The following is an 18100-nucleotide window of genomic DNA, read 5'->3' as shown; positions in this document are numbered from 1 at the left end:
CTATGCGAGAGGTGGCTGCGGCAAGAAGAGCCCCGGTGCCGGACGCGCGGGAGATGCCCCGTGGGCCCGGCCGCGAGACGAGGAGGTCACTCGTTGCGATCGTGCTGTTATCGCTGTTGCTGGCGTTGACGGCGTCCCCCTCCCTTGCCATCTCGCCCGGCCTGGACGGTTTCGGCATCTACAACGGCGGCAGCGTCGCCATCAGCGGCTCCGTGCACGCCATCGCGCAGCAGCGCCAGGACGGGAAGATCGTGATCGGTGGCGACTTCACCCTCGCCGGCGCCGCCCAGACCCGCAGGAATATCGCGAGGATCAACCCCGACGGCACCCTGGACACCTCCTTCGTTCCTCCCCTTCTGGACGGCCCGGTGCATGCCCTGGCGCTCCAGCCCGACCCGGTCAGCTCAGCCAACCCGGACCTCGTGCTGATCGGCGGCGGCTTCACCACGGCCGGCGCCACCTCCCGCAAGGGGGTGGCGAGGCTGTCGGGGGGCGACGGTTCCCTCGACCCGGGCTTCGACCCGGTCACCACCCCGGCACCGGTGAGCGTCAACGCCATGCTCCTGCTGCCGGGAGGGAGCGGCATCCTGGTGGGGGGGACCTTCGCCGAGATCAAGGCCGGTGTAGCGACCCGCAACCTCGCCGGGGTGTCGGTGGCGGGGGCGGCCAGCGGGGAGCTCAGCTGGAGCTATCTCGGCGGGCTCGGAAACGACGCGGGGAACGTGGCGGTGCACGCCCTGGCGCTGCAGGACGGGTCGGTGCTGGTCGGCGGGGAGTTCGCCACCCCTTGGTCGGCCAACATCGCCAGGTTCTCCGCCTCCGGGGAGTACGACGCCGGCTTCAGGCCTCCCGCGCCGGGAGGGGGGGTGCGCGCCCTGGCCGTGCAGGAGGACCGCTATATCCTCGTGGGGGGCGATTTCTCGGGAGGGCTCCTCGCCCGCGACTACCTGGCGCGGCTCAAGGAGGACGGCACCCGGGACGACGGCTTCGATGCCGGCTTTATCCAGGCAGCCGGCGCCCGGGTCTCCTCGCTGCTGCCGCAGCCCGACGGGAAGATCCTGGTGGCGGGGGAGTTCGCCGTGGGACCTCCCCTGGCCCAACGCAGGAACCTGGCCCGCCTGAACCTGGACGGCTCGCTCTCCGCGGTGACCTTCCCCCCGGCGGACGGGGCGATCCGGGCGCTGGCCAGGCAGGGGGACGGCAAGATCCTGGCCGGCGGCGACTTCGCCAACATCGGCGCGGTCCCGCGCACCTCGCTGGCGCGTTTCTATCCCGAGCAGGGGGCGCTGGACGACGACCTCCCCCAGTTGGTGGACGACCCGTGGGAGATGGTGGTCAGGACGTCGCTTGGGACCGACGGCAGCACCTACCTTGCCGGTACGTTCACGACGCTCATGGGGAATGCGGCTCCCTACAACGCAAGGCTTAAGCAGGATTGGTCCCTGGACCGCTCTTTCGGGCCGCTGGAGTTAGAGCAGCGCGTCTTCAGCATCGCGCAGCTCCCCGACAGGGGGATGCTCCTTGCGGGCGAGTTCCTGACGGTCAATGGCGTCCCCCAGCGCGAGCTGGTACAGGTGGACCGGGCGGGGGTGCCTGGGCCGGCCTCGTTCAACACGGCGGTCGATTCCCGCCTCGACGCGGGGTGGGGGTGGATATCGGCGCTGGTCCAGCCGGCCGACGGCACCCTCGCCGAGGACGGCATGGTCTACGTCGGGGGGTACTCCGATGCCGTCTCGACCTGGCGCTGCCTGTCCCGGTTCAAGGGGTCGGGGGAGCGCGACGAGAGCTTCGTTCCCCCCGCCGAGCTGGACGGGGTGGTGACCTTCCTGGCCATCCAGCGTGGCAACCTGCTCCTGGTCGGCACCGACACCGGCAAGGTGCTGCGGCTGCTGCCCGACGGCTCCCTTGACCCCGCCTGGAACGGCGGCACACCGGTGCAGTTCCCGGGGGAGGTGGACACCCTTTTGGAACTGCCCGACGGGGGGATCCTGGTTGCGGGGAACCTGAAATACCCCGGCAGCGTCACCGACCCCGTCACCGGCCTGCCGGTGCCGCTCTGGAGGAACCTGGTGCGCCTGGGCGGCGACGGGGCGGTCGACGAGGGGTTCGTGTTCGAGGCCCGCTCCAGCAACCCGGTCTACCCCTCCCTCATCACCAACGTAACCCTCCAGGCCGACGGCGGCATGCTGGTCTACGGCATCTTCGACCGGCTCTACGACGGCTTCGGGACCGTGCTCGACCGCTCCTGCCTGGCTCGGGTCACCGCCGAGGGGCGCCTGGACCCCTCCCTCGACCTGGCCATACCGGTCCCGGGGTGGGGGCCGGGGGGGCTCGTGAACAGCGTGACCCTGCAGCCCGACGGCAAGATGCTGGTGGCCGGCGATTTCGTCGGGGTGGGGGGAAGGAACAAGCTGGCCCGCTTTGCCAACGGCTGGAGCTCCGAGGAACTCTCGGTCTCCCCCGCCGGGGACACGGTTACCTGGCTCAGGTCCGGGAGCGCACCCGAGCTCTGGCGGGTGAGCTTCGACTACAGCGAGAACCCCGACGCGGCCGCCCCGGTCTGGATACCGCTGGGGCAGGCGCACCGCATTCCCGGGGGATGGCAGCTCGACCGCCTCGACCTTCCCTCGCTGGGCACGGACGTAAACCGCTACCTGCGCGCCAGGGGGGTGGTGGCGGGGGAAGCGGGGAGTGCCGGGGACCTGGTGGAGTCGGTGCGGCTTTACCGTCTCAGGCCCCAGAAGGTCACCGTCACCGTCACGGCCCACGCAAAGGAAAAGATCTACGGCGCGGCCGACCCACCGCTCACCTACAGCTTCGCCCCTCCACTAAACGGCGCCGACCGGATCAGCGGGGAACTCTCCCGGGTCTCCGGCGAAAACGTCGGGAGCCACGCCATCACCCGGGGGACCCTCGCCCTGGGAAGCGGCTACGACCTCGTCTTCAACGGCGCCAGCCTCACCATCACCCAGGCCCCGCTGCTGGTGAAGGCCGACGACCAGGCAAAGACCGCCGGCTTCGCCAATCCCCCGCTCACAGCAACCTTTTCCGGACTCGCCCCCTGGGATAGCGCGGCCAGCCTCGGGGGAGCTCCGCTCATCACCACGGCGGTCGATGCCGCCACCCCCAGGGGGAGCTACCCCATCCACGCCGAGCTGGGGAACATCACCAGCGCAAACTACCGCTACAGCTTCGCCGACGGCAGCTTCACCGTCGCCGGGCGCCCCCAGAGCATCACCTTCGCGCAACCTCCCCCGAAGGTCTACGGTGCCCCCCCCTTCGCAGCCGGGGGGAGCGCCGGCAGCGGGCTCCCCGTGAGCTACGTCAGCTCCAACCCGGCCGCCGCCGTCGTGGTCGGCGGGGAGATCCGCATCACCAGCGCGGGGAGCACCGTGATCACCGCCTCCCAGGGGGGGGACGGTTTCTGGGATCCGGCCCCCGAGGTCCCGGTGACCCTGGCCGTCGCCAAGGCCCCCCTGCGGGTGGTGGCCGAGGACAAGTCCCGCGCCTACCTCACCCCGAACCCCGAACTGACCGCAGCCTACCTCGGGTTCGTGAACGGGGAGGGGAACTCCGTCCTGACCGGCGCCCCTGCGCTAGCAACCCTCGCCAGCCTGTCGAGCCCGGCCGGGAGCTACTCCATCGTGGCCGGCGCCGGCACGCTGCAGGCGGCGAACTACCAGCTGGTGCCGGTGAACGGCACGCTGACCGTGTACAGGTCGTGCCAGGAAATCACCTTCCCCGCCATCCCGGAACGGACCTTCGGCGATCCCCCCTTCCAGATCGTCGCCTCCGCCTGCAGCGGGCTCCCGCTCGGCTTCCGCAGTTCCAACCCGGATGTGGCCCGCGTGGACGGCGACGTCATCACCATCACCGGCGCGGGGAGCGCGGTAATCACCGCTTCACAGGGGGGGGGCGGCGACCTGGAAACGGCCCCGGAGAAATCGCAGCCTTTCGTGGTGCACAGAAGCGGACAGCAGGTGAGCTTCACCTCGCCGGCCCAGAAGGTGGTGGGGGACCCACCCTTCGACCTTGAGGGGAGCGCGAGCAGCGGGCTCCCGCTCAGCTACCGCAGTTCCGACCCCGCCGTGGCTACGGTGGAGGGGAGCACGGTGACCGTCGTCGGCGCCGGCACCACGGTCATCAGCGCGCTGCAGGAGGGAAGCGGCAATTACCTCCCCGCCTTGCCGGTTTCGAGGACGCTCGCCGTGGCCCAGGAGGGAACCCCGCCGCAGCTCTCCCTCTCCACCCTCAACGCGGGGGCGAGCACCGCCAACCCGGTTCTCAACATCATGGGGAGTGCCGCGGACGTCTCGGGCATCGCGAGCCTCAGGGTGGCCGGCAGCGAACGCAGCGCCGACGCGGCGCTCTTCAGTTCCGCCGTCATGTTGGCCGACGGGGAAAACTCCATCGTGGTGACCGCCCGGGACGGAGCCGGAAACGCGACCACGCACACCTTCAGCGTCACGCTGGACGCGCTGGCGCCGGTCCTGGCGGTGAGCGTCCCCGCGGACAACAGCGTCACCGATGCCGTGAGCTGCGCCGTCACGGGGACCGCACCCCCGGGGAGCACCGTGAGCATGGCGGTGAACGGCGCAGCCCTGCAGCTCCTCCAGGTCGGCGGCGGGGGATTCACGGGAAGTGCCCTCCTCGCCGAAGGGGTGAACACCATCGAGCTGAACGCGGAACTGGATGGACGCAGCGCGAGGGTCAAGCGGAGCGTCACCTTCAACCCGGCAGCCCCGGCGCTCTCCGTGAACGACCCGGTGCAGGACCTGAGGACCGAGGCGGAGTCGGTCACCATCCGCGGCACGGCGGGGAGCGCGGCGGCGGGAAGGGTGCAGATAGAGGCGGGAGGGGCCGTGTTCGCCCCCGAGGTGGCCGCCGGACTCTTCCAGCAACAGCTGCCGCTTGCCCTGGGGGAAAACCGGATCACGGTACGGGCCAGCTCCGCCGACGGGACGACCAGCGTGGCGCACAGGAACCTGGTGCGGATCGGGCTGATCGGCGGCGACCTCGACGGCAACGGCAGCGTCGATATCCGGGATGCCTTGCAGCTATTGAGGATCTCGCTGGGGGCGGAGCCGGCGACCGCCGCGGCACTGGCCCACGGGGACCTGGCCCCGCTGGTGAACGGGGTGCCCCGGCCGGACGGTGTCATCGACGTGGGGGACCTCCTGGTGCTCTTGAGGAGGATCGTGGGGGTGCTGCATTTTTAGGAACTTTTCCTTGCCTTTCCCGCTCCAACATCGTAAAGACGTCTCTAATCTATCCACCAGGAGCGGCGCATGAAAAGGACTTGGCGATCCATCTTCGGCGGCTGTGTGTTCTTAACCGTCGGCCTCGTTATGGGGTGCAGCTCCGGGGGGGAGCTGCCGCGGCGCATCGGCGAGAGCCTGGACGGCCTCGCCCGCAACTCCGAAAGCGGCCAGTTCCTCTACGTCGACCCCGGCACCCCCGGGCTGCAGCAGGCGACCCTCTACCCGGTGCGGCGCTCGCTTTTGGGGTGGGAACTCGCCTTCCCGCCGGTCGCGGTCAACCTTGGGCGCAACGGCGTGGCGCCCCCCTTCGAGAAGCGGGAAGGGGACGGGCGCACCCCGGCCGGGATCTTCCCGCTGCGCACCGCCTTTGGCTATCCGGCCACCTTTCCCGGCAAGTTCTCCTACCGCCAGGTCGACACCCAGGACCTCTGGGTGGACGACCCGCAATCCCCCGACTACAACCGCTGGGTCTGGCGCGGCGAGACCAGGGCCGCCTCCTTCGAGGAGCTCCTGCGTCCCGACCCGCTCTACCGGTACGCCCTGGTGCTCGACTACAACAGCGAACCGGTGGTGCGCGACCTGGGGAGCGCCATCTTCATCCACGTCGAGCGCGGGCCGGAGACCGGCACCGCCGGCTGCGTCTCGCTGCCGGAAAAGGAGCTGGTGCAGCTTATGGGGTGGCTCGACCCGGAGCAGCGCCCGCAGGTGGTGATCGGCACCGCCTCCGCCGTCGCGGCCGCTTCCGCCGGCATCGCGGGACAGCTGCCGGCCGACCTGCCGGCAGGGCTTAAGGGGAGGCTCGCCGAGGGGGGGCGCCTCCTCGCGCTGCGTCACGGCACCGGGGGGTTCTTCGCCGCCGCCGTGTCGCTGCCGGAAAGCGTCGGACGGCGGATGCAGGAGAAGAACTCCTGGCGCCCGGAGTGCCCGGTCCCCCTGGACCAGCTCGCCTACCTGGTCACCTCCTTCTGGGGCTTCGACGGCAAGCCGCACTACGGCGAACTGGTGGTGCACCAGGCACTCTCCGCCTTCTTCATGGACTCCCTGCACCACGCCTACAACGGCCGTTTCCCGATCGAGAGGATGGAGCTCATCGACGCCTACGATGCCGACGACTTCCGTTCCATGGCGGCCAACAACAGCTCGGCCTTCAACTGCCGCGAGGTTCCCGGCAGGCCCGGCGTCTTCTCCAGGCACAGCTACGGCGCCGCCATCGACATCAACCCGCGGCAGAACCCGTACCTGATGCTGGAGGAGGGGGCCCGGCCGCAGACGGCAGGGATCACGGGGGGCGCTGCCGCCCGCGAGTTCTGTCTGGGGAACCCCGCCCTGTGCCGCGTGCTCCCCGCCGCTTCCGCCGACCACCTCGACCGGCAGCAGCAGCGCCCCGGCATGCTCCAGCCGGGGGACCCGATGCTCGCCCCCTTCCGCCAGCGCGGCTTCACCTGGGGGGGGAGCTGGCGCTTCCCCGATTACCAGCACCTCGAATACGACCTCGGCAGGCTCCTTTCCGGGCCGTAGCGGTCGAGTCGACCCATTATTTTTGATTAACCATGGTGTTCCGCTCGTCCCTCTCCCTCTGGGAGAGGGTGCCCGGGGGGCGGGCGAGGGCTCTGCCGGCTGCTGGTATTTGCCCCATGCCAACGCTCACCATGCCCCTCTCCCGTTGCGGCCCAACACCCAGGAATGACAGGCCCATTTCAGTTCTCCCCGTCTCTTCTGCTCCTCTGCCGCACCAAGACCACCCGCAGTCGCTCTCGCCTTCGACTCCCGTCCCTTCCAACCTCGATGCCGTCGCCGCAACCGACCGAGCGCCAGCTGCCCGATGCCGTATACGTATGCGGCTTTTTTATCTCTAATGGTTTTATCAACAGCACCGATACATAGAAAAAAATTCCCGGAGGTACTTAATGAAAGCGATGGTGAAACTGGCAGTTTGTGGTCTCGTGGTGCTGGCATCGGCAACAGCCTACGGGGAGGATATCAAGGTCGGTGGCGGTGGCGCCTCCATCAGTGCGGTGTTCAACCCGATAAAAGCCCCCTTCGAAAAGGCGACCGGCGACACCCTGATCATCCTGCAGTCCTCGCCCAAGGACGGCCTGATCGACCTGGTCAAAGGGAAGGTCGAGATGGCAACCGGCGCGGTCCCCTTCGAGTCCATGGCATCGGGCGCGGAGAAGGAGGGGGTCAAGGTGAACCGCGATGCCCTGGTGGTGCAGCAGATCGCAGAGAACCGGACCGCCATCTTCGTGCATCCCTCCAACAAGGTCGCCAAGCTCTCCAAGGAACAGTTGAAGGGGATCTTCACCGGGAAGATCGGCAACTGGAAGGAGGTGGGCGGCGACGACAAGGACATCATCGTGGTATGGGGCAAGGGAACCCCGGGTCAGAACGCCCAGTTCCAGAAGGAGATCCTGGACGGGGCCGGGGTGACCAAGGACATCCTGGACACCACCAACTACGCCAAGATCAAGGAAGGTGTGTCCGCCACCCCCGAGGCGATCGGCATCGACCCCTTCGGCATGGCCGACGCCTCGGTGAAGGTCGTGGAGGCCCCGGCGCTCATCAGCCCGATCCTGGTGGTGACCCAGGGCAAGCCGTCGGCCAAGCTCCAGAAGGTGCTCGATTACATCAAGGGCGATGGCGACAAGTACGTGAAGAAGTAACCGCGACGACGCGAACCTGAACTGGTGCCATTATGACGATAAAGACCAAGCTGATCTGCAACGCCCTGCTCACCCTTGCCGGTATCGCCGTCATCGGCGGGGTGAGCCTCCTGGGCATGAAATTCGTTCAGGGCAAGCTCTTCATACTGACCGAACGTTCCACGCCGTTCCAGTTGAAGACCATAGAGATGCAGCGCTCCCTGCAGGAGCACACCGCGAACCTGTCCGAGGTCGCCGTCGCTGCCAACGTCAACTCCCTCGCCGCGGCCCGCAGCAACGCGGAGCGCACCCTGTCGGAGCTGCACAAGGCGGGGGGGGAGCTTGCGGCACTGAAGGGGAACGAGGGGGCCGCCGCCGACGTGGAGGAGGTGGAGCGTCTTGAGCGGCTGACCCGGGAGATGTTCGACACTACCCAGGGAAGGCTCAAGGCCGAGGAGGGGGCGCGCCAGGCCGACCTGGCCATGAAATCGGAACTGACCGAGATCACCCGGAAACTCTCCGAGCTGGATGTTTCCATCCAGAAGCGTCAGAAATCTTCGGCGCGCCAGCTCTCAGTCTCCAGCGGTTCCGCCAGCGAGATCACCCAGAAGCTGATGAACCTGACCACCGCGAGGGACTTCCTCAAGGACGCCAATTTTGCCCTTGCCGAGCTGCTCAAGGCGACGGGCAAGAAAGGGGTGATCATCGCCCGCGGCAAGCTGGACGCGGCCCTCAACGAGTTCGGGAAGAACCGGCTGGTCACCGCCGGGGACCCCAGCGTGAAGGCCCCGGTGGAACTGGCGGCCGACGCGCGCAAGCTGGTGAACGGCCCGCAGGGACTCCTCGAGCTGAAGGGGGGGGTACTGGCCAAGGGGGGAGAGCCTTCCCCCGAGTACGAACAGATGGCGCAGAACGTGGCCGCCAAGCTTTCGGGAGCGGTGATCGAGATCGAGCAGTCGGTGACACTGGCGACGGGCAAGTACAACCAGGAAAGCCGCAGCCACGACGATTCCTTGAAGGGTTCGAACATGGCGGGGGACATCCTGGCCATGAACGGGACCCTGATGTCGCTCGGTCTGGACATAAAAAGCGGCATCAAGGAGCTCTTCGCGGCCCGCACCAGGGAGGAGATCGCCCAGGTGAGCGGCGAGCTGCGGCAGAAATTCACCACCGCCGAAGGAATCGAGGGGCGCATGGCGGCCGCGCTCGGTTCCAGGAACACGGCCGAGGCGGGGGTCCTGCGCGGGGTGGCGGCCAAGCTCGCGGCCATCAAGTCGCAGTTGATGAACAGGGACGGGGTGATCGACAAGCTGCAGCTGGTGGTGCAGGTCCGCGCGCAGGCCGCCGCGCTGAACCTGAAGCTCAAGGAGTTGGTGGCCCAGCAGAACGAGCAGGGGAAAAAGGGGGTCACCGCGGCGCAGGGGGAACAGGAGAAGGCGGTCGCCTCGGTGAACCGCATGGTGCGAAGCTTCGTGGTGGCGGTGTCCCTTCTGGGGGCGGCCATGATGATCTTCGGCCTGGTCACCAGCGTCCTGCTGGCGCGCTCCATCACGACGCCGGTCCGGGAACTGATCGTCCTGGCCACCGGGTTTGGCAACGGCGATTTCAGCGCGCAACTGGACGCCCGGCGTAAGGACGAGTTCGGCGAGGTGGCACGGCACTTCAACCAGACCACGGTCAAACTCGGCGAGATCACCGGCGCGCTAAGCCGCGCCATCGCCAAACTGGCGGAACACTCCCGCCACCTCTCGGTGACCGCGGAGGAACTGGCACAGGGGGCGCGTGAGCAGGCCATCGCGACGGAACAGTCCGCCGACGCAGTGGGGCAGATGTCGCAGAGCATCAACGAGGTGGCGGGGAGCGCGGCCCAGGCCTCGGAGGCCAGCCAGCAGGTGCTGTTAACCGCGGGGCAGGGTGGGGAGGTGGTTGCCACCACGGCCCGGGGGATGGAGCAGATCACCGCCTCGGTGCGGGAGGCAGCGGCCCAGGTGCACAGCCTCGGGGAGAGATCGGAACAGGTCGGTTCCATCGTGGGGATCATAAACGACATCGCGGACCAGACCTCGCTTCTGGCTCTGAACGCCTCCATCGAGGCCGCCCGTGCAGGCGAGATGGGGATGGGGTTCGCGGTGGTTGCCGACGAGGTCCGCAAGCTCGCCTCCCGCACCACAGAGGCCACCTCCGAGATCGGCGCCATGATCCGGGAGATCCAGGAGGGGACCACGCGCACGGTGCGCGCCATGGAGGCGGGCACCCAGAACGTCTCCGACGGGGTGCGCTGCGCCGGTGAGGCGAGCCGCTCCTTGGAGCAGATCCTCACCGTTTCGACCCGTGGTGCCGAGATGGCGGAGCGGATCGCGGCGGCGGCCGAGCAGCAGTCGACCGCCATGGTGGAAATCTCGGCCAACGTGGATGGCATGGCCGATATCACCAGGCGCGCCGAGCAGTCAACCGGCGAGGTCAGGCGTGCCTCGGTGGAACTGCGGCAGATAGCGGAGGAACTTTCCGGTATGGCGGCCTGGTTCCGGCTCTCCGGGGCCGCCTAGCCCCGCCGGGCGCGGAAGGGCTGCATCGGCAAGAAAGTACAAAATGACAACGGCGCGTCACCGGTTGGGTGACGCGCCGTTTGGCGTTTCAAGGGAGGCTGCCGCTCAGACGCCGGTCTCTGCCGAGAGCATCTTCTCTGCCACCTGCCGGGAATCCACCCGATACTCTCCCGATTGGATCTGCGCCTTGATGGCGGCTACGCGCCGCGCCTGCTGCTGGTCCAGCTCCTTGGTGGAGATCTCGGACAGGGACGTGGAAAGCTCAACCAGGTCTTGCTGGCGTTCCGGGCGGCGGCCCGATTGCTGCGCCCGGGTCCGCGGCGCGGTATCCATCCTTCCCTCTACGGGAATTGCAGGCTTGGCCTGCTCTATTTTATCGGTGATGTTCATATCTCCGGCTCTTTGCTCGTTGTAGGTGTGTATGCGGGAACTAACTGAATGGTAGTTGTTTTTCTGCATAAAGCCCAGTGATTTTTATTTCATTATCATTGCGGCAGATCATCGCCCGCAGGGACGTTCGCCAGCCTACCCGGCGCGCCCCGATAGTCATTGCCCTCCCTCTTGAGTGCAGCGTTGTTCTTCGACTCCTCTCTGGCGTCTCCGCATCCTTTCCCCCGGTTGTACCCTGTCGACTTGACGATTGCGCCGGGTGCTCTGCTACCTGCTTCTGCTCCAGTCACCGTAAAAAACAAAGATTGTCGTATTGACATTAAAATGCACTAAGTTATTTTTGATGGGTGCCGCCCGCCGGGTAACAGCGGGATGACCGGCAAAAGGAGGAGGCCATGGCCACTGTGCAATCGCAAACCCAGGCGCCGTCGACCGTTCCCGCCCCGGCGGTGAAGCAGCATTCCTTCGCAACCTTCGCCCTGAGCGTCACCCTCTTCATCATACTGGCCATCGCCCTCTTCGTGTACCTCACCTTGAGGAGGAAGGTCGACGGCAAACACGTGGACCAGAAGGCCGGCGACGAGGGGGAGGACTGACCACGGAGGGATCATGCAGCGCGATCTGGCGGTTTCAACGGATTGGGTATGGGAGCGGATCAAGGAGGGGGAGCCGCTTTTTTTTGTCGAGTTGCGGCACCCGGGCGACGCCGACTTCGCCGTCCAGAGGGTCCGGGGGGCGCTGCGGGTCAACTTCGACGACGCCAGGCGGCACCTCCAGGAACTGCCGCGCGACCGCCTGGTGGTGGTCTGTTCGGCCGCGCCGACCGACGAGCCTGCCCTGGAGCTGGCCGCCTTCCTCGGTGACAACGGTGTCCGGGCGCGGGCGCTCGAGGGAGGGGTGTCCGGGTACCTCGAGGCGGGGCTTCCGGCAGAGGAGGTCAAGGCGGCCCGCGACATGACCCGCTCCCGGGGCGAGTGAGCCGCAAACTGTGCATGCTTTGCGCAGCGGCTCCCAGCGCGGTTTTGGGCGGGTTGACAGCCAGATGAATGACGCTATATTGGTAAACGTTAATTTTTCCGGCAGTGGCAGACGAGGCGCTGCGGGTACTGAATCAGGGAGTTAGCGGGATCTTTCACGCCGGCTAGGGCCGGGACTGGATGGGCCGGACAGAGGCCGGCTCGAAAAAATTAGCGGGAGGATCCCGGAGAGGGATCCTCCTCAACAAGGAGGCTACCACGATGAAAAAGATCACCGGCTTTATCTGCATCATGGTCCTGGCCGTGATGGCGCTGGCCGCCACGGCGCACGCCGGAGAACGTGCGGGGGCGTTCTCCATCTCCCCCTTCGTCGGCGGGTACATCTTTGACGACTCGAAGCTGCCGCAGCGCAACTACACCCAGGACCGTCTGCTGGGCGGCTTGAGGCTCGGCTACGACTGGACCGACAACTTCGCGACCGAGCTGGTGGGGACCTACCTCAAGGTGGAAGACGCCGCCACCGACGATGAACACGGCATGTACTCCTACCGTCTCGACCTGATCTGGAACTTCATGCCCAGGTCCGTCATCGTCCCCTACCTCGCCCTGGGGGGGGGCGGGACCACCATCAGGTACAAGCACGCCAATTCCCATGACGGCACGGCCAACGGCGGCGCCGGCTTCAAGATTTTCCTGAACGACAACATCGCCCTCAGGGCCGACGGCCGCCGCATCATCGACTTCCAGAGCGACCACGTCCGGGAAAACATCGCCAGGAACTGGGAATACAGCCTCGGCCTCACCTTCGTGATGGGCGGCCGGACCATGAAGGCCGCTCCTGCCAAGGCCGCCGCTGCCGAGCCCGGTGGCACCGTAGCCCCGCCCCCGGCCCCGGCGCCTGCGCCTGCGCCGGCACCCGAACCGCAGCCGACAGCCGCCGAGCCGACCCCGGGGCACTACAAGTACTGCATCACCCTGCAGGGCGAGTTCGACATCGACAAGGCCATCGTGCGCAAGGAACTGCGCGACCAGATCGCACAGGTCGGCAACTTCATGAAGAAGTATCCGACCACCACGGCAGTCATCGAGGGGCACACCGACAACGTCGGTTCCTACAACCACAACATGGACCTCTCCCAGCGCCGCGCCCAGGCCGTGGTCGATGTCCTGACCGAGCAGTACGGCATCGAGCGCTCGCGCCTCGCCGCCAAGGGGTACGGCTTCACCCGCCCCATCGCCGACAACGCGACCGATGAAGGGAAGCAGAAGAACCGCCGCATCGAGGCGATCATCGACTGCGCCTTCGACGTGCAGCAGGTCACCCCGCCGGAGCGGCTCTGCATGTCCCTCGTGGTTGACTTCGACCCGGGCAAGGCCGAGATCAAGCCGCAGTACCGCGACGAGATCGCCAAGGTGGCCGACTACATGAAACGCTACACTACAACGACCGCCGTCATCGAAGGTCACACCGACAACACCGGCGACGCCGCCCACAACATGAAGCTGTCCCAGCAGCGCGCCCAGAACGTGGTCGACTACATGGTGAAGAACTTCGGCATCGAGCGCTCCCGTCTCTCCGCCAAGGGGTTCGGCTCGACCCGCCCCGTCGCCTACAACAACACCGCGGAAGGGCGGCAGAAAAACCGCAGGATCAACGCCATCATCGACTGCGTCGTCAACAAGTAGCCATGAGCGGCCAGGGCACCAGCGCTCGCCTTCAGCACCCTGGCCTTCGGCAACCCTAACCAGTGCTGCCGCAAAAATAGCCCATATCCTATATGGGCTATTTTTGTTGCCGGCGTTTTCAGGCGGTTCCAGGTTCCACGTTTAATTCAACCCGGATGGTGGACACGTAGAACGTGGAACGTAGAACGAAGAACATAGAGCCTGTTTTGCGGGAGGTTTCCATGCACAAACGAAAACTGGGGCAACAGGGGCTGGAGGTGTCGGCGCTTGGGCTTGGCTGTCGGGGGCTGACCTACTGCTACGGTAGCGGCGACCTCTCCGAGTCGATCCGGGTGCTGCGCCGCGCCATCGAACTGGGCATCACCTTCTGGGATACGGCCGAGGTCTACGGCCCCTTCTGCAACGAGGAGCTCCTGGGACGCATCTTGAAGGAGGTCCCGCGCCAGAAACTGGTGCTGGCGACCAAGTTCGCCTGGCGCTTCGGCCCGCACGGCAGGCAGATCGGGCTCGACAGCAGCCCGGCGCAGGTACGCCGGTCGATCGACGGCTCCTTGAAGCGCCTGGGGACGGATTACATCGACCTCTACTACCAGCACCGCCTGGACCCCGCGGTCCCGGTCGAGGATACGGTGGGCGCCCTGTCGGAGCTGGTGCGGGAGGGTAAGGTGCGTTACATAGGCCTTTCCGAGGCGGGGCCGGGCATCGTGCGTCGGGCCCACGCCGTGCACCCGCTTTCCGCGGTGCAGTCGGAGTACTCGCTGTGGGAGAGGGGGGTGGAGGACAAGCTCCTGCCGGTGCTGCGCGAACTGGGCGTCGGCTTCGTGGCCTACAGCCCGATGGGGAGGGGTTTCCTGGCGGGGAAGATCCGCACGCCGGACGACCTGGAGCCCTGCGACTGGCGCCGCAAGAACCCGCGCTTTCTCGCCGAGAACCTGCGCCACAACTTCACCCTGGTCTCCATGGTCAACGAGCTCGCCTGCGCCCACGACGCCACCCCGGCACAGGTGGCGCTCGCCTGGCTGCTGCGCCGTGGCAGCGACATCGTCCCGATCCCGGGGACAAGGCACCTGCGCTACCTGGAGGAGAATGCGCAGTCCGTGGGGCTGAAACTGTGCGACGACGTCTGGTGCACCCTCGACAAGTCCGTCTCCGGCTTCCGGGTGGCGGGGGCGCGCTCCCCCGAGGCGGCGCTGCGTTTCGTCGACGGCCCGGAGTAGGCGGCCCCTGAAAGGAAACAGTCCGGGAGCAAAACTGTATCAGGAAAGCGTCGCCAAGTCATAGAGTCGGCAGACACAGTTCCTATTTGCCCTATCACTTGTTATAGTCATGGCAGGCTGCATCGCGCTTTTCCTGCCACAGTTCCTTCAGAAGCTTCTCGGAGATCGATGAAAGAAGCGTGGCGGAAACGGTGCGATGCTCCCGGACCTCATACCTGAAGGAGCAGCGCCATGACCACGCATCCCGTTACCGACCCCGCCGCCGACCTGGACCAGCTCTGCATCAACACCCTGCGTTTTCTGGCTGTCGACGCCATTCAAAAGGCCAACAGCGGCCACCCCGGCATGCCGATGGGGGCCGCTGCCATGGCGTACCAGCTCTGGACCCGATTCCTGAAGCACAACCCGGCCGATCCGGGGTGGTTCGACCGGGACCGCTTCGTGCTCTCCGCGGGGCACGGCTCCATGCTGCTGTACTCCCTCCTGCATCTGACCGGTTACGACCTCCCGCTGGAGGAGATCATGCGCTTCCGGCAGTGGGGGAGCCGCACCCCCGGGCACCCCGAGCGCGGCCTCACCCCCGGCGTGGAGGTGAGCACCGGGCCGCTGGGACAGGGGTTCGGTAACGCGGTCGGTATGGCCATGGCCGAGGCGCACCTGGCGGCCCGCTTCAACCGCCCCGGCTTTCGCCTCATCGACCACTACAGCTACCTGATCGCCGGCGACGGGGACCTGATGGAGGGGGTGGTCTCGGAGGCCGCCTCCCTGGCGGGGCACCTGCGACTGGGGAAGCTGATCTGCCTCTACGACGACAACCGCATCACGCTGGCCGCCTCGACCTCCCTGAGCTTTTCCGAGGACCGCGCCGCGAGGTTCGCCGCCTTCGGCTGGCAGGTACTGGAAGTCGAGGACGGCAACGACCTGGCGGCCATCGCGGGCGCGCTCGATGAGGCGCGTGCCGAGTCCCGACGCCCCAGCCTGATCATGGTGCGCACCCGCATCGGTTTCGGCTCCGGCAAGCAGGACAGTTTCGAGGCGCACGGGGCGCCGCTGGGCGCGGACGAGGTGCTGCGCAGCAAAAAGCGGCTGGGGTGGCCCCCCGAGCCGGAGTTCCTCATTCCGCAGCCCGCGCTGGGACATTTCCGGCGGGCGCTGGAGCAGGGGGGCGCCGCGCAGCGGGAGTGGGAGGCGTTGCGCGCCCGCTACGCCGTCGAGTATCCCGAACCGGCTGCCGAGCTCGAGCTTGCCCTCTCGGGGGAACTCCCCGCGGGGTGGCAGGAGGCCCTGCCGGAGTTCCCCGCGGACGAGAAGGGGATGGCGACCCGCGCCGCCTCCGGGAAGGTCCTTAACGCGCTGGCGGGGCGCCTGCCGCAGCTCTTTGGCGGCTCGGCGGACCTGAACCCGTCCACCGTCACCGCGCTCGCCGGGAAGGGGGACTTCCAGAGCGAGTCCTGGCAGCCTGAGGACCGCCAGGGGGCGGTGGGAGGGGAGTGGGGAGCGGGGGGCGCCAACGTCCACTTCGGCGTGCGCGAGCACGGCATGGCCGCGATCCTGAACGGCATGGCCGCCCACGGCGGCACCATCCCCTTCGGGGCCACCTTCCTCACCTTCTCCGACTACCTGCGGCCGTCGCTGCGCCTGGCGGCACTCTCGGATTTGAAGGTGGTCCACGTCTTCACCCACGACTCCATCGCCCTCGGCGAGGACGGGCCGACCCACCAGCCGGTGGAGCACCTCGCCTCCCTGCGTGCCATACCGCGCCTCATCGTGCTGCGCCCCGGCGACGCCAACGAGAGCGCCTTTGCCTGGCGTGCCGCGCTCTCCATACGAAACCGACCGGTCGCCCTGGTGCTGTCGCGCCAGGCCGTCCCCACCCTGGACCGGGAACGCTACGCGCCGGCACAAGGGCTTTTGCAGGGGGGGTACGTGCTGGCCGACTTCGAGGGGGACGGGACGCGCCTCATCCTGATCGCCACCGGCTCCGAGGTTCCCCTGGCGTTGAAGGCGCGCCTGAGGCTTAAGGAGGAGGGGCTCGCGGTGCGCGTGGTCTCGCTCCCGAGTTGGGAGCTCTTCGACGAGCAGCCACGGGAGTACCGCGAGGCGGTGCTCCCGCGGGACGTTCCGCTCAGGGTGGCGGTCGAGGCGGGGAGCCCCCAGGGATGGCACCGTTACGTGGGGGATGCCGGGGTGGTCCTCGGCGTCGAGGGGTACGGCGCCTCCGCGCCGGGAGACCGGGTCCTCGAAGAGTACGGCTTCACCGTGGCGAACCTCTGCAGGCTCGCCCTGCAGTTGGCGGGAAGGTGAGGCGGCGCCCCCGGATGGCATGGGGGCGCCCGGTTGAGGCCGGGAGGAGGCTATGACCTACAGGGAGTTGCAACTGGCGCTGGCAGTCTTCGGCCTCGAAGAGCGGGCCAGTCTGAGGCAGATCAAGAGCCGGCACCGGGAACTGGTGAAAAGACACCATCCCGACCTGGGGGCGCCGGCAGACAGCGAGGAGATGAGGAAGGTGAACGCCGCCTACCGGGTGCTGCTCGACTACCTCTCCGACTACCGCTTTTGCTTCGCGGAGGACGAATTCTACGAGCAGAACCCGGACGAACGTCTCAGGCGCCAGTACTTCGATGACCCGCTCTGGGGCAACAACCGTTAGTACGTCGCGTTATATTTCGTCAATACGGTGTCGCGGCTTCCCGAAATGCCGGGAAAGTGCATAAAAAACCGCCCACTGAAGCTATCTCCCTGCTGGGCGCGGATTCGCTGTACACAGTTTCGTGGAAAACACTGTGGATAACTTTCGGGATCGGGCCGGTTTCTCCTCAAAGATCATGGTTTTTTACCTTTTTGCCTAAAAAAGGTGCAGGGGGCAGGCTCCTGCAGCGCTACCCGCTCCTGCACCTCGACTAGAGGGTGAACCCGAGCTCGCCGGCCAGCGCCTGCCGGCGGTACTCGAAGATGCTGCGCACCCGGCGCGCCACGAAGGGGGCGGCGACTTCACCGAAGGGGCCGAAAGGAAGGACGTAGTGCACCAGGTCCGTCATCAGCGTCCCCCGCGGCGTCTCCTCGAAGATGTGCTGGTGATGCCACAACCGGTACGGGCCGAAGCGCTGTTCGTCCACGAAGAAGTACGGTTCCCGCATGTGGGTGATCTCGGTGACCCAATTGACCGCAACCCCGAGGAACGGGGTCACCGTGTAGCTCACGATCATCCCGGCGTGCATCTTCTCGGGGAGATCCCCCGTGATCCTGAAGCCCAGGTCGGGGGGGGTGATGCGCGGCAGGTTGCCCGGGTGCACGAAGAACTCCCAGGCCTGTTCCAGCGACAGCGGCATCAGTTGTTCCTGCTTCAATAGGTGCATCTTCATTGCCAACCCGCCTTTTCCG

12 protein-coding genes are annotated in these 18100 nt (G+C 67.1%); 10 read left to right on the top strand and 2 right to left on the bottom strand.

Going from position 1 to position 18100, the window contains the following annotated elements; genetic code table 11:
- Positions 1-2: 2 nt before the first annotated feature.
- From KP003_RS12745 to KP003_RS12730, 4 genes are all read left to right on the top strand, one after another.
- Positions 3-5219 carry an MBG domain-containing protein gene (locus tag KP003_RS12745; protein WP_217299648.1) on the top strand — a complete coding sequence of 1739 codons (5217 nt, stop codon included), beginning with the start codon at positions 3-5 and terminating at the stop codon, positions 5217-5219.
- 69 nt (positions 5220-5288) lie between these two features.
- Complete coding sequence (locus KP003_RS12740) at positions 5289-6779, top strand: M15 family metallopeptidase (protein ID WP_217299647.1); 1491 nt, start codon at positions 5289-5291, stop codon at positions 6777-6779.
- Positions 6780-7168: 389 nt separating this feature from the next.
- On the top strand, positions 7169-7924 hold the full coding sequence (locus KP003_RS12735) for a substrate-binding domain-containing protein (protein ID WP_216499372.1): 756 nt from the start codon (positions 7169-7171) through the stop codon (positions 7922-7924).
- 32 nt (positions 7925-7956) lie between these two features.
- Complete coding sequence (locus KP003_RS12730; protein WP_217299646.1) at positions 7957-10449, top strand: methyl-accepting chemotaxis protein; 2493 nt, start codon at positions 7957-7959, stop codon at positions 10447-10449.
- Between the two features lie 105 nt (positions 10450-10554).
- Here the strand turns inward: KP003_RS12730 and flgM are convergent, their stop codons facing one another.
- Positions 10555-10839: a flagellar biosynthesis anti-sigma factor FlgM gene (gene flgM / locus KP003_RS12725; RefSeq protein ID WP_216788645.1), complete on the bottom strand. Its 285-nt coding sequence runs from the start codon at positions 10837-10839 to the stop codon at positions 10555-10557.
- A 395-nt stretch (positions 10840-11234) separates the two neighbouring features.
- Between flgM and KP003_RS12720 the strand changes: the two genes are divergently transcribed.
- The 6 genes from KP003_RS12720 (at position 11235) to KP003_RS12695 (ending at position 17369) form a co-directional block, all read left to right on the top strand.
- A complete protein-coding gene (locus KP003_RS12720; RefSeq protein ID WP_216788643.1) occupies positions 11235-11435 on the top strand; it encodes a hypothetical protein in 201 nt (66 codons plus the stop codon).
- Between the two features lie 13 nt (positions 11436-11448).
- Complete coding sequence (locus tag KP003_RS12715) at positions 11449-11817, top strand: rhodanese-like domain-containing protein (RefSeq protein ID WP_216499368.1); 369 nt, start codon at positions 11449-11451, stop codon at positions 11815-11817.
- 260 nt (positions 11818-12077) lie between these two features.
- Positions 12078-13502 (top strand): OmpA family protein, encoded by a 1425-nt coding sequence (locus KP003_RS12710; RefSeq protein WP_217299645.1) that lies wholly within the window; start codon positions 12078-12080, stop codon positions 13500-13502.
- A 221-nt stretch (positions 13503-13723) separates the two neighbouring features.
- The gene (locus KP003_RS12705; RefSeq protein WP_216499366.1) at positions 13724-14719 is read left to right on the top strand and encodes an aldo/keto reductase; all 996 of its coding nucleotides are present in this window, start codon (positions 13724-13726) and stop codon (positions 14717-14719) included.
- Positions 14720-14950: 231 nt separating this feature from the next.
- Positions 14951-17023 carry a transketolase gene (gene tkt, locus KP003_RS12700; RefSeq protein WP_217299644.1) on the top strand — a complete coding sequence of 691 codons (2073 nt, stop codon included), beginning with the start codon at positions 14951-14953 and terminating at the stop codon, positions 17021-17023.
- A gap of 52 nt (positions 17024-17075) precedes the next feature.
- Entirely contained in the window at positions 17076-17369 is a 294-nt protein-coding gene (locus KP003_RS12695) for a J domain-containing protein (protein WP_216788639.1), read from the top strand.
- Between the two features lie 250 nt (positions 17370-17619).
- Here the strand turns inward: KP003_RS12695 and KP003_RS12690 are convergent, their stop codons facing one another.
- Positions 17620-18081, bottom strand: coding sequence for an SRPBCC family protein (locus KP003_RS12690; protein ID WP_216788638.1), 462 nt, complete (start codon positions 18079-18081; stop codon positions 17620-17622).
- Between the last annotated feature and the right edge of the window lie 19 nt (positions 18082-18100).

This window comes from Geomonas diazotrophica (assembly GCF_019063885.1).
Lineage (GTDB): Bacteria > Desulfobacterota > Desulfuromonadia > Geobacterales > Geobacteraceae > Geomonas > Geomonas diazotrophica.
This window is presented reverse-complemented; position numbering and strand designations above follow the sequence as displayed.